This is a genomic window from Mesorhizobium sp. C432A, from assembly GCF_030323145.1.
Taxonomy (GTDB): domain Bacteria; phylum Pseudomonadota; class Alphaproteobacteria; order Rhizobiales; family Rhizobiaceae; genus Mesorhizobium.
In genome coordinates this window covers 4,913,477-4,932,549 of the sequence record NZ_CP100470.1, presented here as the reverse complement: position 1 = coordinate 4,932,549, position 19,073 = coordinate 4,913,477, and the positions used below count along the sequence as shown (strand labels likewise).

The window sequence follows — 19,073 nt, the reverse complement described above, 5'->3', positions numbered from 1 at the left end:
GGACTTAAATGAGATCTGGCCTTAAATGAGACCCGGGCATAAATGAGAATCGTCGGCGGCCAATTTCGCGGGCGTCCGCTGGCGACGCCGCGCGACCATGCCATCCGCCCGACGACCGACCGCGCCCGCGAGGCCGTCTTCAACGTGCTGGCGCACCGCTTTGCCGACAAGCTCGACGGCGCGCGTGTGCTCGACCTTTTCGCCGGCACCGGCGCTCTCGGCCTCGAAGCGCTGTCGCGCGGCGCTTCCTATGGCGTCTTTATCGAAGAATCGGCCGAAGGGCGCGGCCTGATCCGCACCAATGTCGAGGCTTTTGGCCTTACCGGCCGCACCAAGATCTTCCGCCGCGACGCGACCGCCCTGGGTGAGGCCGGTACGCTTGCGGCATTCGGCCTGGTCTTCGCCGATCCGCCCTATGGCAAGGGCCTTGGCGAGCGCGCCCTGCGCTCGGCCAGGGATGGCGGCTGGTTGCTGCCCGGCGCGCTCTGCGTGATCGAGGAAGCCGCCTCGGCGCCCTTCGAGATTGGGCCGGAATTCTCGGTGGTTGATGAACGAAACTACGGCGAGACGGTGGTCCGGTTCATCGAGCTTGCGTAAGGGTGTGGCGATCGGCGCCTTCAAAATGACGCACAATTCACTTTGCCTCCGCGGCTGACCTTGCCTATCGTCGCGCGATAACAACCGGAGCCATCAATGACATCTCATACTGAATGGCTGCGGAGAGCCTTGCTCGCCACCGCGCTGACCATGGCCGGCCCGGCCCTGGCCGCGGATGATGGCAAGGTGGCCAACTTCCTGCTCGACAATGGCATGGAGGTGGTGGTCATTCCCGATCATCGCGCCCCCATCGTCACCCATATGGTGTGGTACAAGATCGGCAGCGCCGACGAGCCGCCAGGCAAGTCCGGCATAGCGCACTTCTTCGAACACCTGATGTTCAAGGCCACGACCAACCACGCCGCGGGCGAGTTCGACCGCGCCATATCGGCCATCGGCGGCTCCAACAACGCCTTCACCTCATATGACTACACTGCCTTCCACGAGACGGTGGCGCCCTCGGCACTTGGTGAGATGATGAGCTTCGAGGCCGATCGCATGCGCAACCTCATCTTGACCGACGAGGTCATCAAGACCGAGCGCGACGTGATCCTGGAAGAGCGCCGCGCGCGCATCGACAGCAATCCGCAGGCGGTGCTCGACGAAGAGGTCGACGCGACGCTCTGGCAGAACCAGCCCTACCGCATTCCGGTGATCGGCTGGATGCAGGAGATGGAGCAGTTGAACCGCACCGATGCGGTTGCCTTCTATGACAAATACTACCGCCCCAATAATGCGGTGCTGATCGTGGCCGGCGATGTCGAGCCGGAGGTCGTGAAGGCGCTGGCCGAAAAAACATATGGCAAGGTCGCGCGCGGTCCCGACCTGCCCCCGCGCATCCGCCCGGTCGAGCCGGAGCAGAACACCAAGCGCACGGTGACGCTCACCGATGGGCGCGTTTCGGTGCCGAGCTTTTCGACGCAATGGGTGGTTCCGTCCTACCACACGGCAAAACCCGGCGAGGCCGAGGCGCTCGACCTGCTGGGAGAGATCCTTGGCGGCGGCAGCCGCAGCAGGCTCTACCAGCAACTCGTGGTCAAGCAAGGCATCGCATCGGCGACCGGCGCCTTCTTCCAGGGTACGATGCTCGACGCCACCAATTTCACCGTCTATGGCGCGCCGCGCGGCGACGCCAAGCTGAGCGACGTCGAGGCGGCCGTCGACGCCGAGATCGCCTGCATCGTCAAGGACGGCGTCACCGCCGATGAGCTGGAGAAGGCCAAGGCCCGCTATATCAGGGCCATGATCTTCGCCCGCGACAAGCAGGACGAGATGGCCAATCTCTACGGCGCCGAGCTCGCCACCGGCGGCAACGTCAGGGATATCGAGGAATGGCCGGACCGCATTCGCAAGGTCACCGCCGATGAGATCAAGGCGGTCGCCGCACGCTATCTGCTGCTCGATCGTACGACGACCGGCTATCTCTTGCCGCAGCAACAGGCGGGGAATTGATGATGACGAGATTGAGCGTTAGCGCTGCCCCTCACCTGCCTGCCGGCATCCTCTCCCCCTATAGTGACGGGGAGAGGGGCGCTGTCATCGTCGATTTCGCCAACCATCAGCGTCGTAAGAAGAGCGCCAGCGTCGCGGCGAGACCCCTTCTCCCCGTCACTATACGGGGAGAAGTGCCCGGCAGCGCGATGAGGGGCGGAGCTGACCTTGGCGATCAATGGCCTGATGCGATTACTCATAGGCGCATCGCGGTTCTCCACGTCTTCGCCACACTGTTCCTCGGCATCTTCTTCCTCATCCTGCCGGCGCTTGCCGCGCACGCGATGGACATTCAGCCGGTGACCTCATCGAAAGGCGTCAACGCCTGGCTGGTCGAGGACCACTCCATTCCGATCGTCGCTATCCGCTTCGTCTTCGATGGCGGCTCGACGCAGGATCCGGCGGGGCGGGAAGGGCTGGTCAATCTGATGACCGGCCTATTCGACGAGGGCGCCGGCGACCTCGACAGCGAGGCCTTCCAGATCAAGCTTGACGATGCCGGCGCCGAAATGGGCTTCGAAGCGGCGCGCGACGGCACCTATGGCGCGATGCGGATGCTGGCCGAGCAGAAGGATGCGGCCTTCGACCTGCTCAGGCTGGCGGTCACCAGCCCGCGCTTCGACCAGGCGCCGATCGACCGTATCCGCGCCCAGATCCTGTCCGGCATCATCGCCAATGAGCGTGACCCCAACACCGTCGCGCAAACCAAATGGCTGCGCGCCATCTATGGCGACCATCCGTATTCCAGGCCCGACCAGGGCACCAAGGACAGCATCGCCACCATCACGGCAGCGGATCTGGCTGCCTTCCACAAGGCCAATTTCGCCCGCAGCGGCCTGCATGTTGCGGTGGTCGGCGACATAGATGCCGCGACGCTGAAACGGAAGCTCGATGAGGTCTTCGGCGATCTGCCGGAAAAGCAGGTGCTGCAACCGGTTGCCGATACCGAGCTGAAGCTCGGCCAGCAGCTCGAGGTCGACTACGACCTGCCGCAGACCTCGCTGCAGTTTGCCTATCCCGGTGTGAAGCGCGATGCGCCGGATTTCTTCCCCGCGGTGCTGATGAACCAGATTCTCGGCGGCGGCACCTTCACCTCGCGCCTCTATGACGAGGTGCGGGAAAAGCGCGGCTTGGCCTACTCCGTCGATTCCAACCTGGTCGACCACCAGCATTCCAATGCGCTGATCATCACCACGGCGACGCGTTCCGACCGCGCCGCCGAGACGCTCGCCATCGTCAAGGAGGTGGTCAAGAAGATGGCGCAGGAGGGGCCGACCGAGGCCGAGCTGGACGCGACCAAGAAATACATGGTCGGCTCCTATGCTATCAGCAATCTGGATTCTTCCAGCGCCATTGCCGCGACCCTGGTGGAATTGCAGCTCGACAATCTCGGCATCGACTACGTGCAGCGCCGCGCGGCGCTCATCAACGGCGTGACGCTCGATCAGGTCAAGGCAGCGGCGAAGAAGCTGCTGACGCCGGCGCCCGCGATCATGAGCATCGGGCCGAAGCTGGAGGCCAAATGACAGGTCCGACTTTCGGTATCGCCTTTGGCGGCGGCGGCGCGCGCGGCCTCGCCCATATCCACATCGTCGAGGCGCTGGACGAGCTCGGCATCAAGCCCGTGGCCATCGCCGGCTCCTCGATCGGCGCCATCATGGGCGCCGGCATGGCCTCGGGCATGAGCGGAAAGGACATCGAGGACTACGCCCGCTCGATCCTCGGCCGCCGCGCCGAGGTGGCGGCGCGCATGTGGCGCTCGCGTCCCGGCACCATCGCCGAGGCGATGCAGGGCGGCATCCGCGTCAGCCAGTTCAACATAGAGCGCATCTTGAAGGCGTTCCTGCCGGAAGCCATCCCGGAAACCTTCGCCGAGCTGATGATCCCGCTCAAGGTGACGGCGACGGACTATTTCGGTCACAAGCTGGCCGTCTTCGACGAGGGCGACCTGCATTCGGCGCTCGCCGCCTCGGCTGCCATTCCCGCCGTGTTCCGCCCGGTGACGCGCGACGACCGCGTGCTGATCGACGGCGGCATCTACAATCCGGTGCCGTTCGACCTCATCGAAGACGCCGCCGACATCATCATCGCGATCGACGTCGTCGGTGCGCCGAGCGAGGCCGAGCGCAAGCACCCGACCACCGTCGATCTGATGTACGGCGCCACGCAATTGATGATGCAGTCGATCATCGCCCACAAGCTGAACCAGCGCCCCCCCGACATACTGATCCGCCCGCCAGTGTCAAAATACCGCGTGCTCGATTTCATGAAGATCGACACGCTGCTGGCCGAGACGCAGGAGGTCAAGGACGAACTGAAGCGCGAGGTGGAAAGAGTGGTCGAGGCGCATGCCAAGGGCAAGCGGGGGAAGAAAGCAGGGTGAGCTGCCGATCTCCCCCCTCGAGGGGGAGATGGCCGGCGGACCAGAGGGGGTCGTCTCGCGTGAAGCTCGACCTCCTACGGTCGATAGGAGGTTGCGTCAGGACGGACCGACCGCCTCTGTCGCCTTCGGCGACATCTCCCCTCAAGGGGAGATTACCTACCAGCGTCTCACACCCTCCCAGCCGCATATTCCAGCGCCACCACGCCATTGCTGAACTGTACGGTCGAGATCGGCTCCAACGCCACCGGCATATCGGGCGGGAACAGCTTCTTGCCCTCCCCGACGGAGCCAGGGTAGCTCAGCAGCCTGACGCGATCGACCAGACCATGGCGCAGCAATTCCCGCGCGACGCTCAGGCTGCCATGCACATAGATGTTGCCGCCGCTGCCTTGCTTCAGCGCCCGAACCGCTTCCGGCAACACACCCTTCAGCAACTCGGCCGGTTTCCAGTCGAGTGCCTTCGGGCTTGTCGACGCGACATATTTCGGCAGCGCATTGAACCGGTCGGCGAAGTCTCCGGTTTCCTTGGGCCAAGAGCCGGCAAAAATCTCGTAGGTCGTGCGCCCCAGAAGCATGGCCCCGCTGTCGGCAAGCTCGTCCTCCTTGAACCTTTGCATCTCATCGTTCCAGGTCACGCTGGGCAGCTTCTCGACCTCGGCGATGCCATCGATGCTGATGAACTCGGTGATAATAAGGTTTCTCATGGCGCTCTCCTTCTTCTGTCAAAGGACGAACCGTGTGAGCCTTTTGCGACCGCTCTGCGAAAAAAAAGCGCTTTGTTGAGCAGGCGTTGCTGTCGGGCGCTGGCCCATCGCGCTTAAAGGGGGGCGCTTCGGACACCATCGACAAACGCCAGAACGACCACACACGGAGCAACGCAGTAAACCAGTCTCGCTCTGCGGCCCGTCTTCGTCACAGCGTCGCTTGCGTCGAGATCGACGGTGATGTCCTCATAGCCCAGCACTTCGCCATCAAGCGGGTAGGCGGCCTTGTAGACAGCTTCCTTGGCGGCAAAAAGGATGCGACCGGCAAGACACAAGTCGGTTGCGTCGATCCGGTCAGCGGGGACTGCAACCAGCGCGAAGATGTCGTCGGGCAGGGGCAAAGCGGGCTCGATATCGATGCCGAGCGAGGCGACGTGGGAGAGCGGCGCGACGGCCGCCACGGCTATCTCGTCGTCGTGAGCCAGCGACCCCGTTACTCCATGAGGCCATACCGGTGCGCCGGAGGAGCCGCGGAGGATAGCGACGTCGTTCAAGCCCATATCCGCCAGCAGCTCGTGCGCGATCCACCGCGCCGCGCCACTCGCCCGCCGCATCAGCGGCAGGCGTGACGGGATGGAGCGTGCTTCCTGCGGCAGCAAATGGTTCTCATCGCCTTCGCGGATCGTGCGGCATCCGATCCGAACGCCGGCCGGTGCCATGGCGGCCATCGCCGCCAGCAACTGCGCCGACAGGCTGGCACCGGCATCGAGCCGGCGCGTCATGGCTGTTCGCGCCGCAGAGCGAGGTCGGCGATCATTTCCCCGTCCTCGTCGGGCCCTTCTTCGACGAAACCGGCAGCGCGATAGAGGCGGCGTGCCGCTTCATTCCCAGGTTCGTAGCAGATCGAAACGTGGCTGATGTGGCCGAGCCGCATGATTTCATCCAGCACTTCGCGCAAAGCGGCCTTGCCGTAGCCTTGGCCCTGATGGACGCGATCGATCATGAAGCGGTAGATCCGCGCCTCGTCGTCGTCCTGCGGCGCCTCGTACATCAGGAAACCGACGACGCGATCCCCTGCCATGACGACGCGCGGCCGAGCGTCCCCGTCGCTTTCGGCTTCGTCCAGCGACTCCGCATTGCTGGCGACGAAATCCATCTGATCCGCAGCCAGTTCCAGAGCCGCGACCAGGGCCCGGTTGGCCCCGGTCACCGAAACGAGGCGGATGTCTGCGCTCATCAAGCCGTTGCCTTGACGCTATCCTCCGGCACCGGCGTGACGAAGCGATGCAGCTTGGCCGGGTTGCCCCGCCAGATCGAGTTGGGCTCCAGCTCTTCGCCCTTCATCACGAAGGAGTCCGCATCGACCATCGACCCTTCACCCATCACCACGCCGTAGTGGACAAAGGCGGACGGTCCGAGCGTGCAGCCCTTGCCGATACGGATGAAATCGGACTTGAACGCACCTTCTTCCAGCGAATGGGCCTGGATGACGCAGCCTTCGTTTAGCGTGACGTCGTCGCCGATCTCGACCAGCGAACGCTCGGTCAGGTTGCTGCCGCCATCATAGACCCGCCTGCCGACCTTGACGCCGAGCAGGCGCAGGATCATCGGCCGGAACGGCGTGCCGGCGAACAGGCGCACGATCGGCGAATCCGCCAGCTTCCAGTGGCGTTCGTGGCGCCAGAAGGTGACGTCGTAGATCGTCGTCATCTGCGGCTTTAACCGGCCAAAGCCAAGGCTTGCCCGCTCGACCAGAATGTAGAACGGAATGGTGATCGCCGAGGTCAAAAGCACGGCGGCGAACAGGGCGACCTCCGCCCATTCCGTATAGTAGTTCAGCGCCCGGTCCCAGATCGCCAGCGTGACGAACAGCATGACCCATTGCGTTGCCAGGAACAGAAGAATGGTCACCAGGTTGTGGCGGTTCTTGTGCGGGATGCGCCGGCGCCGGTCGGCCTCGTCGACGCCGGCGATAAGCTCCTTGTCGCGGTTCACCATGCGCGGGATTTCAAACGCAGGCGAACCGAGAAGGCCGACATTCTCGCGCACCGGCCCATCGATGGGGATCATCACCTTGGTGCCGAGCAGCACGTTGTCGCCGGTGCGGCCGTCCGGGGGATAATAGATGTTGTTGCCGAGATAGTTGCGTTCGCCGATGCGCGTCGGCTCGAGCCTGAAGGCCGAGGCGGACTTGTGCATGTTGATCATGAACAGCCCGTCCGAGACCATGGTCTCGGTGCCGATCTCGCACAGAAGCGGATTTTCGTGCTGCTGGTTGGAGCCGAAATTGGAGCCGGTCTGCACCACTCTGTTGAGGTTCCAGCCGATGGCGCGCATGTAGTGCACGATGGCCGAGCTGTCGCCGGCCAGGAGCCCGAGCACGCGGGAATTGCTGGCGAATTCGGCGACGGTCTGCAGCCAGTAGCGGAAACCGTAAAGCGTGTAGGTGCGGCCCGGCTTCAAGATGAGGCTGGTCAGGCGCGGCACCAGCGTCGCTGCCAGGAAAGCCGCCGCGATATAGCCGAAAAGCGTGACCGTGGTGCCGATTGCGACAAGGCCGATCGTCTCCTGATAGTCGTCGCCGACATATTCCCAGTAGCTGTGGAACAGGAGCGGCAGCGGGGTGACGAGGCCAAACAGGCCGATCAGCTGCAGCGCTTCATAGAGGAAGCGCCGGACCTGGTAAGGATTGACATTGCGCACCTTGCAATAGTCCGCCGTGGTCGGCACTGCCGGCGATCCATGCCAGTGCTCGCCGTCCGGGATGCTTTGCCCGCGATGCAGCGAGGACGAATGGCCGAGCTGGGCGCCGTTGCCGATCCTGGTGTCGATATCGAGCGTGGAGCCGACGCCGACGAAGGCATCGCGGCCGATGGTCAGCGGCCCGGTGTGGATATAACCGGACTGGGCCCTGAAGCCGAGGATCATCGATTCCTTGCGCAGGATGGTGTTGGCGCCGATGGAAATAAGATCCGTGCAGACGGGCACGGATTTCGATTCGATGACGGCGTTTTTCCCGAGCTTGGTGCCGAGCAGCTGCAGATAGAGGCTGTAGAGCGGGCTGCCGCGGAACAGCACGACGGGCGCGGTGCGGATCAATGTCTTGACCACCCAGAAGCGGAAGTAGCGCACGCCCCAGATCGGAAACGCCTCGGCCTTCCACCGGCCGATGAGCACCCATTTCGCAAGGACGGCAAAGCCCGACATGCCGAAGAACACGGCGGCCGAGAGCGCCACGCACCGGATATAGAGCTGCAGCGGATCGTCGAGCGCGTCATACATCCAGTTGAGGCCGTCATTGATCGCCCAGAGCGCCACGTAGCTGTAGAGGCCGTAGAACGAAAGCTGCGCCGCGCCGCAGGTCCAGTAGGCGAAATTCGAGGCCCGGCGGGTGAGGACCGGCTCGTTGGTTGCCGTCGTCATCTCCTCCGCTACCCCTAGATGCAGCGCCAGGCGCGCCACTGTGGGATAGAGATAGATGTCGCGCATCGACGTCGTCGCCCATTCCTTCCTGGTGCGCACGCGCGCGCAGAAATGCGCCATCAGCAAGGAGTTGGCGCCGAGATCGTCGAAGAAGTGATCCTCGACCGACACCGCGTCGAATTTCAGCACCGTGGCCAGCGCTTCCGCCAGGAATCGCTCGTCCTCATTGCCGGGCGGCACCATTGTGCGATCGGCCGAAAGCCGGACGCTCGTCGGCTTCGGCAGTTGGCGCAGGTCTACCTTGTTGGAGACGGTCATCGGGATGGCGGGCAGCTCCTCCAGATAGGCGGGCACCATATAGTCCGGCAGCCGCCGCTTCATCGTCTGGGCGAGATCCCCTCGGGAAATCGCCGCTACGCCGGTTTTAAGCGCGTAATAGGCAACCAGTTCGACGCGGCCGGGTTCGATCTCCCAGGTGGTGACGGCGGCCTGGGCGATCTCGGGCTGGTCGAGCAGCACCGCCTCGATCTCGCCGAGTTCGATGCGATATCCGCGAATCTTCACCTGCGTGTCGATGCGCCCGGCATACTCGATCTCGCCGCTATCGTTGATCCGGCCAAGATCGCCGGTGCGGTAGATGCGCTGCGACGGGTTGTTCGGCAGGCCGACGAAATCGGCGATGAATTTCTGGTCGGTCAGGTCCGGCCGGTTCAGATAACCGACGGCGAGCCCGATGCCGGCAATGCCGATCTCGCCCAGTTCACCGGGCTCGGCAAGTTGCGGCAGCGAAGCGTCGAGAATGACGATCGAGTAAGTCGGCAACGGCGCGCCGATTGTGACGGGACGGTCCGGCGTCAGCGCCCCCATCGTTGCGGTGACGGTCGCCTCGGTCGGCCCGTAGGTGTTGAGGATCTGCCGGCCCGGCTTCGACCAGCGCACCACCAGATTGTGCGGGCAGGCCTCGCCGCCCACCAAAAGCGTGCGCAGGCTGGGAACGTCCGATGTCATCGATGACAACAATGTCGGGCTGCAGGCCATGCAGGTGATGTCATGGAGGCGCAGGAAATCCGCCAGTTCCTCGCCCACCAGCGGCATCTGGCCAGGTGCCGGCACCACCGTCGCGCCGGCGACGAACGGCACCCAGATCTCTTCGGAGGAAAAGTCGAAGGCAATGGTCATGCCCTGATACACCCGGTCGCCCGGCCGGTAGCCGTAGGAGGCGGCCGCGACGTGTATGAAATTGACGAAGCTCTGGTGCGTGATGACCACGCCCTTGGGCTTGCCAGTGGTGCCCGAGGTATAGAGGATGTAGCAAATGTCGTCGGCCGCCTGCGGCTTCAGCGGCGCGGGCGACTGTGTGGAGATGTCGGCGGCGGCGCTGTCGATCAGTACATGGGGAACGGGCAGTTGACCGGCGCGCGACGCATAGGCGGCGATGGTGACGATCATGCTGACGCCGGCGTCTTCGATGATCAGCGCCATCCGCTCCTGCGGAAACGCGGTGGCCAGCGGCACGAAGGCAGCCCCCGCCTTCATCACCGCCAGCAACGCCACATAGGTCTCCGCCGACCGGTCGAGAATGAGCCCGACCCGGTGGCCCGGCCGCACGCCGTGCTTGATCAGCATGCGGGCGCACTGGTTGGCACGGCTGTTCAGCTCCTGATACGTCCAGACGCGCCCGTCGGAGATCACCGCCGGCAACGCGGCGAAGGTGACGGCGAGCTGCTCGAAGACCGCATCGAGCCGCTTACCCGGCTGCCGGGCAAAGTCGGCGCCCGTCAGGACCTGGCCGTTCCTTGCCGGGCCGCGAGCGATCCGTGCCAGCGCATCGATGCCTGGCAGGCCGCCGATCGGTGTTGCCGCGTCGCTGTCCAGCCCGGCGATATCGTAGTCCATGTCCATACTCTCTCGTCCTGGGGCATTGCCCGGCTGTTCATGCCGCCGCCGGAACAGGCTTGTGCCGCCGCTGCGATTTTGTTGGTGGAGGGCTTCCAAAAAGGAAGTGCCCGGAATCCCGACCGGGAAGCTTATGCCACCCGATCTTTTCGCCGGTTTTTCCGAACTGTTGAATTTTGTTTCTGGAGTGTGTCTGGGCGGGGAGCTTGGCCGGCCGCTCGCTGCACCTTGCGGGGGAGGGCTTCAGCGTTGGTGGCGACCCGGAAAGAGACTATGAGCGAACCTCATGCGGACGGCGCCGGCGAGCTGTCTATAATGGAGCGCTACGGCGACCCAGCAGCAGAGCGATGCCCAACGCCGGAAGCGTCGCCGCCGCGACGGCGAAGAAGACGAATTGCAGCCCGGTCGACGCAGCGACCAGGCCGAGCGCCGGACTGCCGAAGCCGAGCGCCACGTCGAGGAAGACGGTGTAGAGTCCCATGGCCAGGCCGCGGCTGCGCGACGGAAGACGGCTTACGGCCTCGGCGCCGAGGCCGGGATAGACCAGCGAGTAGCCGAGGCCAGTCAGGCCCGCTCCGATCGCGGCGACAACAGGCCCGGTCGCAAGCCAGATCAGCATCAGCCCTGCCGCCTCGACCACAACGAAGATCACAGCGACGCGTGCGCCCCCAAGCCTGTCGGGCAGGTGGCCGAAGCACAGCCTTGCCACGATCAGCGACGCGGCATAGGCCGTGAACGGAAGCCATACCGGCTGCCAGCCCCGCTCGGCGAAGAGCAGGGCGCCGAAGCCCAGAATAGCACCATAGCCGAGGCTGCTGAAAGCAGCTCCGACGCCAGGAAGCCAGACCGCTTTCGCCACGCTCCTCCATGACTGCGGCACGCTGCCCGCGGCGGCGCCGGTGCCGCGCATCGGCAGGATGGCAAGCAGCGTCGCCAGCGGCAGGAGGATCGTCGCGAGCGCGATCGCGGTGAAACCGCTCGCCGCATAAAGCGCAGATCCGACCGGCGCCCCCAGCGCGAGCGCCGCAAACATCGCCGTGCCCACCCATGCTATGACTTTTCCGGAGTTCTGTCCGCCCGCAACGGAGAGGCCCCAGGCGACGCCGCCGGTGATGATGAAGCTCTCGGACGCGCCCAGCACCGCCCGTCCGGCGAACAGCGCCGATGCGGACGCTACCGGCCGGTCGAGCAATGCCAGCGAGCCGAGGTAAAATAGCCCGGCAAGGGCAGCGGCAACGAGGCCGACGACGACGGCGCGCTTGCCGCCGCGCCCATCGGCATAGTTGCCAGCCCCGATGCGCGACAGCATCGAGGCGACGAACTGGCTGCCCGTCACTAGCCCGACTGCGAAGGGGCCGAAGCCGAGCTGCTGGTGAAGATGCAGCGGCAGGACGGGTAGCGCCAGGCCGATCAGCAGGAAGCCGGCGAAGACGGCCGCCATGATCGGCACCAGCTCCGCCATGACGCCATCTCGGTCTGGAATCCGCGCCATTTTGGCCATCGGCAGCCCAACTGTTCGGATCAGTAGCGTTCGTAGGTCACGCGCCAGCCTTCGGCCGGGTTGTCAGGCGTGAGGACCAGTTTGTTGTCCGAGACCTCGAATTTGCGTTTCATGCTCTTGCCGACGAGGTCGCGGACCAGGGAGGACTCGATGGTGATGACGAAGGTCTTGTCCTGGTCGTTGATGGCGACCGGCCCGTAATAGGCTTCGTAGCCATTCGCCGTGTAAGGCGTGTCCGGCGCCTTGGCGTCGGGGTTCTGCGCCTGCACAGAGAGGGTGCCGGCCCCGGTGAAGATGACCTGGCCGGAATATGGCACGGGCTTCAGGTTTCCCTCGGCGCCGGCCTCGAGCGAAATCATGCGCCATGCGCCGATGATCGCGGATTCTTGCGAGAAAGCCGGCGTGGCGACCGAAAGCGCAAGCGCAAGGGCGGCAATCTTCAATCTCATCGTCATATGTTGTCCCTTTTCTGAGTTGTGGGTGCGCACAGGCCGTCCGCCCGATCTTTGCTCACACCGAAAGCATGACCTTGATGGCGCGACGCTCGTCCATGGCGCGGTAGCCTTCAGCGACCTCGGCCAGCGGCAGCTTGAGGTCGAAGACCTTGCCGGGCTTGATCCGACCTTGCAGCACACGGTCCATCAGGTCGGGCAGGAAACGGCGCACCGGCGCCGGGCCGCCCAGCATTCGTTTCTGGCCGAAGAATAGTTTTTGGCCGTCGAAGTTCACGCCATGCGGCACGCCGACATAGCCGATGGTGCCGCCGGGGCGGGAGCAGGCCAGCGCCTGGTCGAAGGATTCTCCCGTGCCGACGCATTCCAGCACGGAGTCCGCGCCGACGCCCTTGGTGAGTTCCTTGATGAGGGCCACGCCTTCCTCGCCGCGCTCAGCGACGATTTCGGTGGCGCCGAACTCACGGGCGAGCTTTTGGCGGCTGGCGTGCCGGCTCATGGCGATGATGCGCTCGGCGCCCATCTCCTTGGCCGCAAGCACGCCCATCAGGCCGACCGCACCATCGCCGACCACGACCACCGTCGATCCTTCGCGGACCTCGGCTGCGTCGGCCGCATACCAGCCGGTGCCGAGCACATCGGACACAGCCAGCAGGTCAGGGATGAGTTCGGCCGGCGGCACCTCGGCGGTGGCGACCAGTGTGCCATCGGCCAGCGGTACGCGGGCGTAAGGCGCCTGCGCGCCCGACATGAACTCGCGCTGCACACAAGACGACTGGAAGCCGAAGCGGCAATGCGGGCAGGTGTTGTCCGAGAGGCAGAACGACCCGACGACGAACTGGCCGGGGCGGACCGTGCGCACCTCTGCGCCGACCTCGACGACGATGCCGCAATATTCGTGGCCCATATGCATCGGCCCGGCGACCGGCTGCAGCCCGCGATAGGGCCACAGGTCCGAGCCGCAGATGCAGCTTGCCGACAGCTTGATGATGGCGTCCGTCGGCCGCATGATTTTCGGATCGGCGATTTCCTCGCAGCGTATGTCGCCCGGTTTGTGAAGAACGGTTGCAAGCATGTTGGTTCCTTTCGAGGGGAGAAGATCAGGTGCCGTAGTCGGCGTCGCTGACATGTTCCAGCCAGTCCACGACCTTGCCGTCCTTGACCTCCTGGAGGGCGATGTGGGTCATGGCGGTCTGAGGCGACGCGCCGTGCCAGTGCTTTTCGCCGGGCGCGAACCAGACGACATCGCCCGGATGGATTTCCTCGACCGGGCCACCTTCGCGCTGCACGCGGCCCAGGCCGGAGACGACGATCAGCGTCTGGCCGAGCGGATGCGTGTGCCAGGCGGTGCGGGCGCCGGGCTCGAAGGTCACCTGTGCGCCTTGAACCCGCTCGGCGTCGAAGGGATTGAAGAGCGGATCGATCCGCACCGTTCCGGTGAACCAGTCAGATGGTCCCTTGCCGGAAGGCCTGGTGCCGGCGCGAAGAATGTCCATGGTGATCTCCTTTGCGTCCTCAAATGCGTTCGATGCGAAGCGGGAATTTGCCCCGAATGTGCAGGGCCTGCTCGCCCTCGTCGAAGCGGCCAAGCCTGATCAGCCCGGGATGGCGGTAGTCGGCGTAGAACATGGCCAGGTTGCCCCAGGGCATGAAATAGCACAGGTCATAGGGCTGCTCGTCGGCGAACGGGCCGCTTCCCTCCTCGGTCAGCTTGCGTGTCAGATAGGCGATCTTCTCGTTATGGGCGTAGTCATCGATCTCGAGCTCGAGCGGCAGCATGGAGAAGAAGTCGCGCGCCGAGGGATTGTCGTAGAGCGTGGCGGTCATGATGCGGCCGTTGAAAACCATCCTGATCTTCATTTCGGTGGGCTCCTGGCTGACGGGAGATTGGCTTTCCTGGCTGGCGGCTGTGCGAGGCAGGGCCGCCACCGCGAGCGCGACGCCGAGCAATGTCCGGCGGCTGAGCGGCGCACGTTCGATCGTCATGGCAAAGACCTCCGGGCCATATGCGCTGCGGCGAGGGCGGCGAGCGCCGATCCGCAGAGCAGCAGCGCGCCCAGAGTGAACGGTGCCCACCAGCCGGCCGTATCGAACAGCGTGCCGCCGATCGCGGCGCCGCCGGTGATGGCGAGCTGGATCACGGCTACCTGCAACCCGCCGCCGGCCTCCGCGTCGTTCGGCAATGTTCGGCTGAGCCACGTGCCCCAACCAACCGGCGCGGCCATGCCGAAGAAGCCCCAGGCAACGAGCAGCAGCGCTGTGGGACCCGGGAGTGCACCGAGCGCGATGAGCGCGGCGGCCAGCGCAGCCATGACCAGCGGGATGACGGTGAGGATGCTGAACAGACGCGTGCGCAGAAGCCGGCCGACGCACCATGTGCCGAGCACCCCGGCCAGCCCCATCGCCAGCAGGACCGCCGAGAGGGCGGCGATGTCGAGCCGGGTGACGTTCTCGAGGAAGGGCCGCAGATAGGTGAAGAGCGCGAACTGGCCCATGAACAGCATCATGATCGACGCCATGCCGGTGGCGACGGGAAGACGGCCGAGCAGCGCCAGCGGATTGCCGGCACGATTCCTGCGGCGCGGCGGCAGCGCCGGCAGGCTTGTCCACTGCCAGGCCAGCGCCAGGAGGCCAAACGGCACGACGAGGAAGAAAGCGCCGCGCCAGCCGACAGAGGCGCCAAGAAAACTGCCCAGCGGCGCGGCGATGGTGGCCGCAATGGCATTGCCGGCGTTCAGCATGGCGAGACCCTTCGGAACCATGTCTTGCGGCACGAGGCGCATGACGATCGCGGTCGACATCGACCAGAAGCCACCGATCGCGATGCCGAGCAGCGCCCGGCCGACCATGAGCAACGCGTAGTTCGGCGCGAAGGTGACAGCCAGACCGGACACGATGAGGAGGAGGGTGAAGCCGGTCACGACCAGTCGGCGGTCGATGTGGCGCGTGAGGCCGGCGACCAGCAGGCTGGTCACGACGGCGAAAGCGCCCGAAATCGAGATCGCCTGTCCCGCCCGGCCCTCGGTGATGCCGAGATCGGCCGCTAGCGGCGACAGCAGGCTGACGGGCATGAATTCCGATGCGATGAGCACGAAAACACACAGCGCCATCGACAACACCGCGCCCCATGCGGCGCGGTTTTCAACAAGCCTTGTGTCGTATGTGGTTTCCATGATTGGCATCCTGGCAAAGCGCCGGACGGATCAGCCGCAAATTCCCGTCGCTGCTGGAAGATATTGCAGGGGAACCCATTTAAGTAGACTAAGCAATCCGCATGGACTTATCTGCTCATGATATGAATGTCCGACGGGAGGTGCCCTGTGCAGCGCGATGGCATGAAGGATCTGCTCTGGTTCGTGGCGGTCGCCCGGGAGCGCAGCTTCACCAGGGCGGCGGCAAAGCTCGGAACCTCGCAGTCGACCCTGAGTTCGACAATCAAGGAGCTTGAAGCTCGCCTTGGCGTCCGCCTGCTGACGCGTACGACGCGGAGCGTCTCTCCGACCGAGGCCGGCGAGCGACTATTCCAATCTCTTGTTCCCCGCTTCGAGGAAATCGAATCCGACCTCGCAAGCCTGGTGGCCTTTCGCGACAAGCCCTCCGGAACGGTCCGCATCACCCTGTCCGACCATGCGCTCCAGACGACCGTCTGGCCGAAGCTCCAGCCCTTGCTCAACGACAATCCAGACGTGCGGGTCGAGCTCTACAGCGACAACGGCATGAAGAACATTGTGGAGGAGCGCTTCGATGCAGGCGTGCGGCTTGGCGAGAGCATCGACCGGGACATGATCGCAGTGCGCATCGGGCCGGATTGGAGGCTCGTGGCCGTGGCTTCGCCGGACTACTTTTCCCGCCATCCGGTTCCGACCGCGCCCCAGGACCTGGTCGATCACGACTGCATCAATATGCGGCAGGCGACGTTCGGTGGATTGTATGCCTGGGAATTCGCCAGGGATGGCCGCGACCTTCGTGTGCGGGTGGAAGGCCAACTCACCTTCAATTCGTCCATTCCCATGATCGAGGCTGCGACAAGCGGTTTTGGCATCGCCTATGTCCCGGAAAACCTCGTCAGCCACCACATCGCCGAGGGACGCCTCAGGCTCGTGCTTGACGACTGGAGCCCGCCATTTGCCGGCTATCACCTCTACTATCCAAGCAGGCGGCAGCTCTCCCCTGCAATGGCGGTGATCATCGACGCGCTCCGCCATCGCATTTGACCGCAGGGACTGTTTGGATCATGAAGCTGAGCGTGGTGAATGGCAGGTTCTGCCCCCAAGTTCTTTGACTTCGACGCTGCGGAAGGCTGCTTTGCGCCCCATGTCGGCCGTTAAAGTTGACTTGTGCCACCACCTGACAGCGGACATTACCGGCGACCGCGCTTGAGGGCGTAGTTGCGCCTGGAACGGACCTGCCCTCAACCAACTCATTTTCTGGGCATCATATTCAGGGTCAATGCTTCACTCCCTCGTGGCCTGCTGATATTCGAGCCCCAGTCGCGGTTATTTGGGCCACCATCCGATTGACAAGCGCGATATAACGGGGATGAGCGCGGAGCGAGTCGAGGTCGCTATCTTGACGCATCCAAGGCACGCGCAAAACGAGGTAAGCATGTGATGCAGTTAGCTGACGTTCAAGGCAATCGATAGCCTGCTCCGTCTTGCCCAGCTTCGCATAAAAACAGCCTAAGTTGTACTGAACCGGAATGTTGTCTCCGGCGAACATTTCCCCACGAGAGGCCCACGACAGCGCGCGTTCAATCTCGCCAATTTCTGCCAGCATTGCGGCACCGTAACATAGCGCGGTGGCATTGTCGGGATGCGCTTTGACTTCCTTTTCCACTCGCAGCACACCTTGCCTTGCTGCTTCCTTGGCGTCGTCGCTGCGGCCGAGTGAAACATTGACCATCCCTAGATTGGTCCAGACCCGATAGTCATCGGGTGACAACGATACAGCACGCTGGTACAGACCGGCAGCTTTCTCGTATTGACCTTGAATGAAACAATTCCGGCCGTAAGCGAAATAGGTATCGGAAGAGCTAGCGTCTAATTCTAAAGCTCGCTCGAACTCGACTTCCGCCTCGGCATACCGGCCATTTACGAACAAGGCCCCGCCACGTGATGCATGGGCGTCGGCGAGACCTGGCTCAAGTTCCAGCGCCCGTGAGCTGTTGGAAAGGACTGCCTCGAAGCTGGCGTCGGGATCGTTGCAAGTTAACAGAAGCCACTCACAATCAGCCAAAGCGGCATAAGCGCGCGCATAATTTGGGTCAACTTCAACAGCTCTAGCAAACAGTCGCTGCGCTGTTTTGATAAACTTCGTCTCGACTCCCCTGTTGAGGAACGACCTGCCCATCAACAGCGTCTCGTAAGCCTCTGGGTTGTCGGTCGAGCGGTTTGTAATAGTCTCCAGTTCTTCGGGCAACAGCTTCACTTTGAGGACATCGACTATGGTCTTGGAAATCTCGTCCTGCAGTTTGAAGATATCGTCCAGCGTCCGGTCATATCGCTCGGCCCAGGTATGGTCACCGCCAAGACCATTGATTAGCTGAGCCGTGATGCGCACCCGTCCTCCAGCCTTGCGTACACTTCCCTCCAGGACGTAGGCAACATTCAGCTTCTTCGCCACTTCCTCGATCAATACCGCCTTGCCCTTGAAGGTAAAGACGGTATTACGCGCGACCACGGAGAGCCCGGACACCTTCGAAAGGTCGGTGATAATGTCCTCGGTGATGCCGTCGGAAAAGTACTCCTGCTCAGGATCGCCGCTCATGTTGACAAAGGGCAGAACCGCGATCGATGGTTTATCCGGGAGTTGATGCACCGGTTGCACCGCGTGTTTGCCGGTCCCGCCTGTTCCGGCGCGGTAAACCTGCACCGGCTTTGCGATATTCTTGAGCGCGTGCTCGCCGAGATCGTCGAACGCCAATGTCAGCTTACCGGTGACATGATCGTGCACGGTGGCGGAGACGTAGATGCCCCCGGGCTCAGCCAGACCCTCCAGCCGGGCTGCCACGTTGACACCGTCGCCATAGAGATCGCTGCCCTCTACGATGACGTCGCCCAGATTGATGCCGATACGCAGGACGATGCGGTAGGGCTCGGCCACGCTCTCGTTGGCCCCGGTAAAACCCTTCTGCAGTTCGACGGCGCATTGGACGGCATCAACCGCACTGCCAAATTCCACCAGCACACCGTCGCCCATCACCTTGACCACGCGGCCGTGGTACCGGGCAACCAATGGAACCAGAACATCGCGCCGCCGCGCTTTGAGAGCGGCCAGTGTGCCAGCCTCGTCGTGCTCCATGAGGCGCGAAAAGCCAACGACATCAGCAGCTAGAATCGCGGCAAGGCGGCGTTGGGCTCGAATCTCGGCCATGTGGGTTGAATACTTTCAGAAACCCGGCATCTGGGATTGTATTGGTCATCTGGCCTGGAGTCTATCCGGCCGACTTCCGAGATGGGTCAGAGGGCGTCGATGCATGGCGGCGCCTGAACGTCCGCTTCTCACATTCCAAGCCTCCAAGCCGCAAGTCCGCTTCCGGCCCCAAAAGGCGACATCAGAATATCTGCTCAACAATCACCCTTCTGCGCGACGCGGTCATGAAGAAGAACCTCGTCGATCGCGCGTCT

Annotated in this window: 16 protein-coding genes; 5 read left to right on the top strand and 11 right to left on the bottom strand. The window is 63.7% G+C overall.

What is annotated here, in order from left to right:
• The first annotated feature begins 42 nt into the window (after positions 1-42).
• From rsmD to NLY33_RS24135, 4 genes are all read left to right on the top strand, one after another.
• Positions 43-597 (top strand): 16S rRNA (guanine(966)-N(2))-methyltransferase RsmD, encoded by a 555-nt coding sequence (rsmD, locus tag NLY33_RS24150; protein WP_023697689.1) that lies wholly within the window; start codon positions 43-45, stop codon positions 595-597.
• Positions 598-693: 96 nt separating this feature from the next.
• Entirely contained in the window at positions 694-2,049 is a 1,356-nt protein-coding gene (locus NLY33_RS24145; protein WP_023705741.1) for a M16 family metallopeptidase, read from the top strand.
• 188 nt (positions 2,050-2,237) lie between these two features.
• On the top strand, positions 2,238-3,614 hold the full coding sequence (locus tag NLY33_RS24140; RefSeq protein WP_023697687.1) for a M16 family metallopeptidase: 1,377 nt from the start codon (positions 2,238-2,240) through the stop codon (positions 3,612-3,614).
• Entirely contained in the window at positions 3,611-4,471 is an 861-nt protein-coding gene (locus NLY33_RS24135) for a patatin-like phospholipase family protein (protein ID WP_023694766.1), read from the top strand. The genes NLY33_RS24140 and NLY33_RS24135 overlap by 4 nt, the downstream gene beginning before the upstream one ends.
• A gap of 167 nt (positions 4,472-4,638) precedes the next feature.
• Here the strand turns inward: NLY33_RS24135 and NLY33_RS24130 are convergent, their stop codons facing one another.
• From NLY33_RS24130 to NLY33_RS24085, 10 genes are all read right to left on the bottom strand, one after another.
• Positions 4,639-5,175: a dihydrofolate reductase family protein gene (locus tag NLY33_RS24130; protein ID WP_023697685.1), complete on the bottom strand. Its 537-nt coding sequence runs from the start codon at positions 5,173-5,175 to the stop codon at positions 4,639-4,641.
• Positions 5,176-5,288: 113 nt separating this feature from the next.
• On the bottom strand, positions 5,289-5,957 hold the full coding sequence (locus tag NLY33_RS24125) for a 4'-phosphopantetheinyl transferase family protein (RefSeq protein WP_023697684.1): 669 nt from the start codon (positions 5,955-5,957) through the stop codon (positions 5,289-5,291).
• Positions 5,954-6,412, bottom strand: a complete 459-nt coding sequence (locus NLY33_RS24120; protein WP_023708510.1) for a GNAT family N-acetyltransferase — start codon at positions 6,410-6,412, stop codon at positions 5,954-5,956. The genes NLY33_RS24125 and NLY33_RS24120 overlap by 4 nt, the downstream gene beginning before the upstream one ends.
• On the bottom strand, positions 6,412-10,500 hold the full coding sequence (locus tag NLY33_RS24115; RefSeq protein WP_023705743.1) for a Pls/PosA family non-ribosomal peptide synthetase: 4,089 nt from the start codon (positions 10,498-10,500) through the stop codon (positions 6,412-6,414). Before NLY33_RS24115 ends, NLY33_RS24120 begins: the two co-directional genes overlap by 1 nt.
• Before the next feature lie 304 nt (positions 10,501-10,804).
• A complete protein-coding gene (locus NLY33_RS24110; RefSeq protein WP_031196740.1) occupies positions 10,805-11,986 on the bottom strand; it encodes an arabinose transporter in 1,182 nt (393 codons plus the stop codon).
• Positions 11,987-12,015: 29 nt separating this feature from the next.
• Entirely contained in the window at positions 12,016-12,450 is a 435-nt protein-coding gene (locus NLY33_RS24105) for a lipocalin-like domain-containing protein (RefSeq protein ID WP_023705745.1), read from the bottom strand.
• A gap of 55 nt (positions 12,451-12,505) precedes the next feature.
• Positions 12,506-13,522, bottom strand: a complete 1,017-nt coding sequence (locus NLY33_RS24100) for a zinc-dependent alcohol dehydrogenase family protein (protein ID WP_023705746.1) — start codon at positions 13,520-13,522, stop codon at positions 12,506-12,508.
• Between the two features lie 25 nt (positions 13,523-13,547).
• The gene (locus NLY33_RS24095; RefSeq protein WP_023705747.1) at positions 13,548-13,943 is read right to left on the bottom strand and encodes a (R)-mandelonitrile lyase; all 396 of its coding nucleotides are present in this window, start codon (positions 13,941-13,943) and stop codon (positions 13,548-13,550) included.
• Between the two features lie 19 nt (positions 13,944-13,962).
• The gene (locus tag NLY33_RS24090; RefSeq protein ID WP_023705748.1) at positions 13,963-14,433 is read right to left on the bottom strand and encodes a cyclophilin-like fold protein; all 471 of its coding nucleotides are present in this window, start codon (positions 14,431-14,433) and stop codon (positions 13,963-13,965) included.
• Positions 14,430-15,620 carry an MFS transporter gene (locus NLY33_RS24085; RefSeq protein WP_031196742.1) on the bottom strand — a complete coding sequence of 397 codons (1,191 nt, stop codon included), beginning with the start codon at positions 15,618-15,620 and terminating at the stop codon, positions 14,430-14,432. The genes NLY33_RS24090 and NLY33_RS24085 overlap by 4 nt, the downstream gene beginning before the upstream one ends.
• 162 nt (positions 15,621-15,782) lie before the next feature.
• Between NLY33_RS24085 and NLY33_RS24080 the strand changes: the two genes are divergently transcribed.
• The gene (locus NLY33_RS24080) at positions 15,783-16,661 is read left to right on the top strand and encodes a LysR family transcriptional regulator (RefSeq protein WP_032891683.1); all 879 of its coding nucleotides are present in this window, start codon (positions 15,783-15,785) and stop codon (positions 16,659-16,661) included.
• 232 nt (positions 16,662-16,893) lie between these two features.
• Here the strand turns inward: NLY33_RS24080 and NLY33_RS24075 are convergent, their stop codons facing one another.
• Entirely contained in the window at positions 16,894-18,819 is a 1,926-nt protein-coding gene (locus NLY33_RS24075; RefSeq protein WP_023705750.1) for an adenylate/guanylate cyclase domain-containing protein, read from the bottom strand.
• Between the last annotated feature and the right edge of the window lie 254 nt (positions 18,820-19,073).

What these genes read in the sequence shown, in the direction of transcription:
- NLY33_RS24075 (WP_023705750.1), bottom strand. Translation starts at nt 18,819, where the DNA reads ATGGCCGAGATTCGAGCCCAACGCCGCCTTGCCGCGATTCTAGCTGCT.
- NLY33_RS24140 (WP_023697687.1), top strand. Translation starts at nt 2,238, where the DNA reads ATGAGGGGCGGAGCTGACCTTGGCGATCAATGGCCTGATGCGATTACT.
- NLY33_RS24115 (WP_023705743.1), bottom strand. Translation starts at nt 10,500, where the DNA reads ATGGACATGGACTACGATATCGCCGGGCTGGACAGCGACGCGGCAACA.
- rsmD (WP_023697689.1), top strand. Translation starts at nt 43, where the DNA reads ATGAGAATCGTCGGCGGCCAATTTCGCGGGCGTCCGCTGGCGACGCCG.
- NLY33_RS24110 (WP_031196740.1), bottom strand. Translation starts at nt 11,986, where the DNA reads ATGGCGCGGATTCCAGACCGAGATGGCGTCATGGCGGAGCTGGTGCCG.
- NLY33_RS24125 (WP_023697684.1), bottom strand. Translation starts at nt 5,957, where the DNA reads ATGACGCGCCGGCTCGATGCCGGTGCCAGCCTGTCGGCGCAGTTGCTG.
- NLY33_RS24090 (WP_023705748.1), bottom strand. Translation starts at nt 14,433, where the DNA reads ATGACGATCGAACGTGCGCCGCTCAGCCGCCGGACATTGCTCGGCGTC.
- NLY33_RS24120 (WP_023708510.1), bottom strand. Translation starts at nt 6,412, where the DNA reads ATGAGCGCAGACATCCGCCTCGTTTCGGTGACCGGGGCCAACCGGGCC.
- NLY33_RS24095 (WP_023705747.1), bottom strand. Translation starts at nt 13,943, where the DNA reads ATGGACATTCTTCGCGCCGGCACCAGGCCTTCCGGCAAGGGACCATCT.
- NLY33_RS24135 (WP_023694766.1), top strand. Translation starts at nt 3,611, where the DNA reads ATGACAGGTCCGACTTTCGGTATCGCCTTTGGCGGCGGCGGCGCGCGC.
- NLY33_RS24105 (WP_023705745.1), bottom strand. Translation starts at nt 12,450, where the DNA reads ATGACGATGAGATTGAAGATTGCCGCCCTTGCGCTTGCGCTTTCGGTC.
- NLY33_RS24085 (WP_031196742.1), bottom strand. Translation starts at nt 15,620, where the DNA reads ATGGAAACCACATACGACACAAGGCTTGTTGAAAACCGCGCCGCATGG.
- NLY33_RS24080 (WP_032891683.1), top strand. Translation starts at nt 15,783, where the DNA reads ATGAAGGATCTGCTCTGGTTCGTGGCGGTCGCCCGGGAGCGCAGCTTC.
- NLY33_RS24145 (WP_023705741.1), top strand. Translation starts at nt 694, where the DNA reads ATGACATCTCATACTGAATGGCTGCGGAGAGCCTTGCTCGCCACCGCG.
- NLY33_RS24130 (WP_023697685.1), bottom strand. Translation starts at nt 5,175, where the DNA reads ATGAGAAACCTTATTATCACCGAGTTCATCAGCATCGATGGCATCGCC.
- NLY33_RS24100 (WP_023705746.1), bottom strand. Translation starts at nt 13,522, where the DNA reads ATGCTTGCAACCGTTCTTCACAAACCGGGCGACATACGCTGCGAGGAA.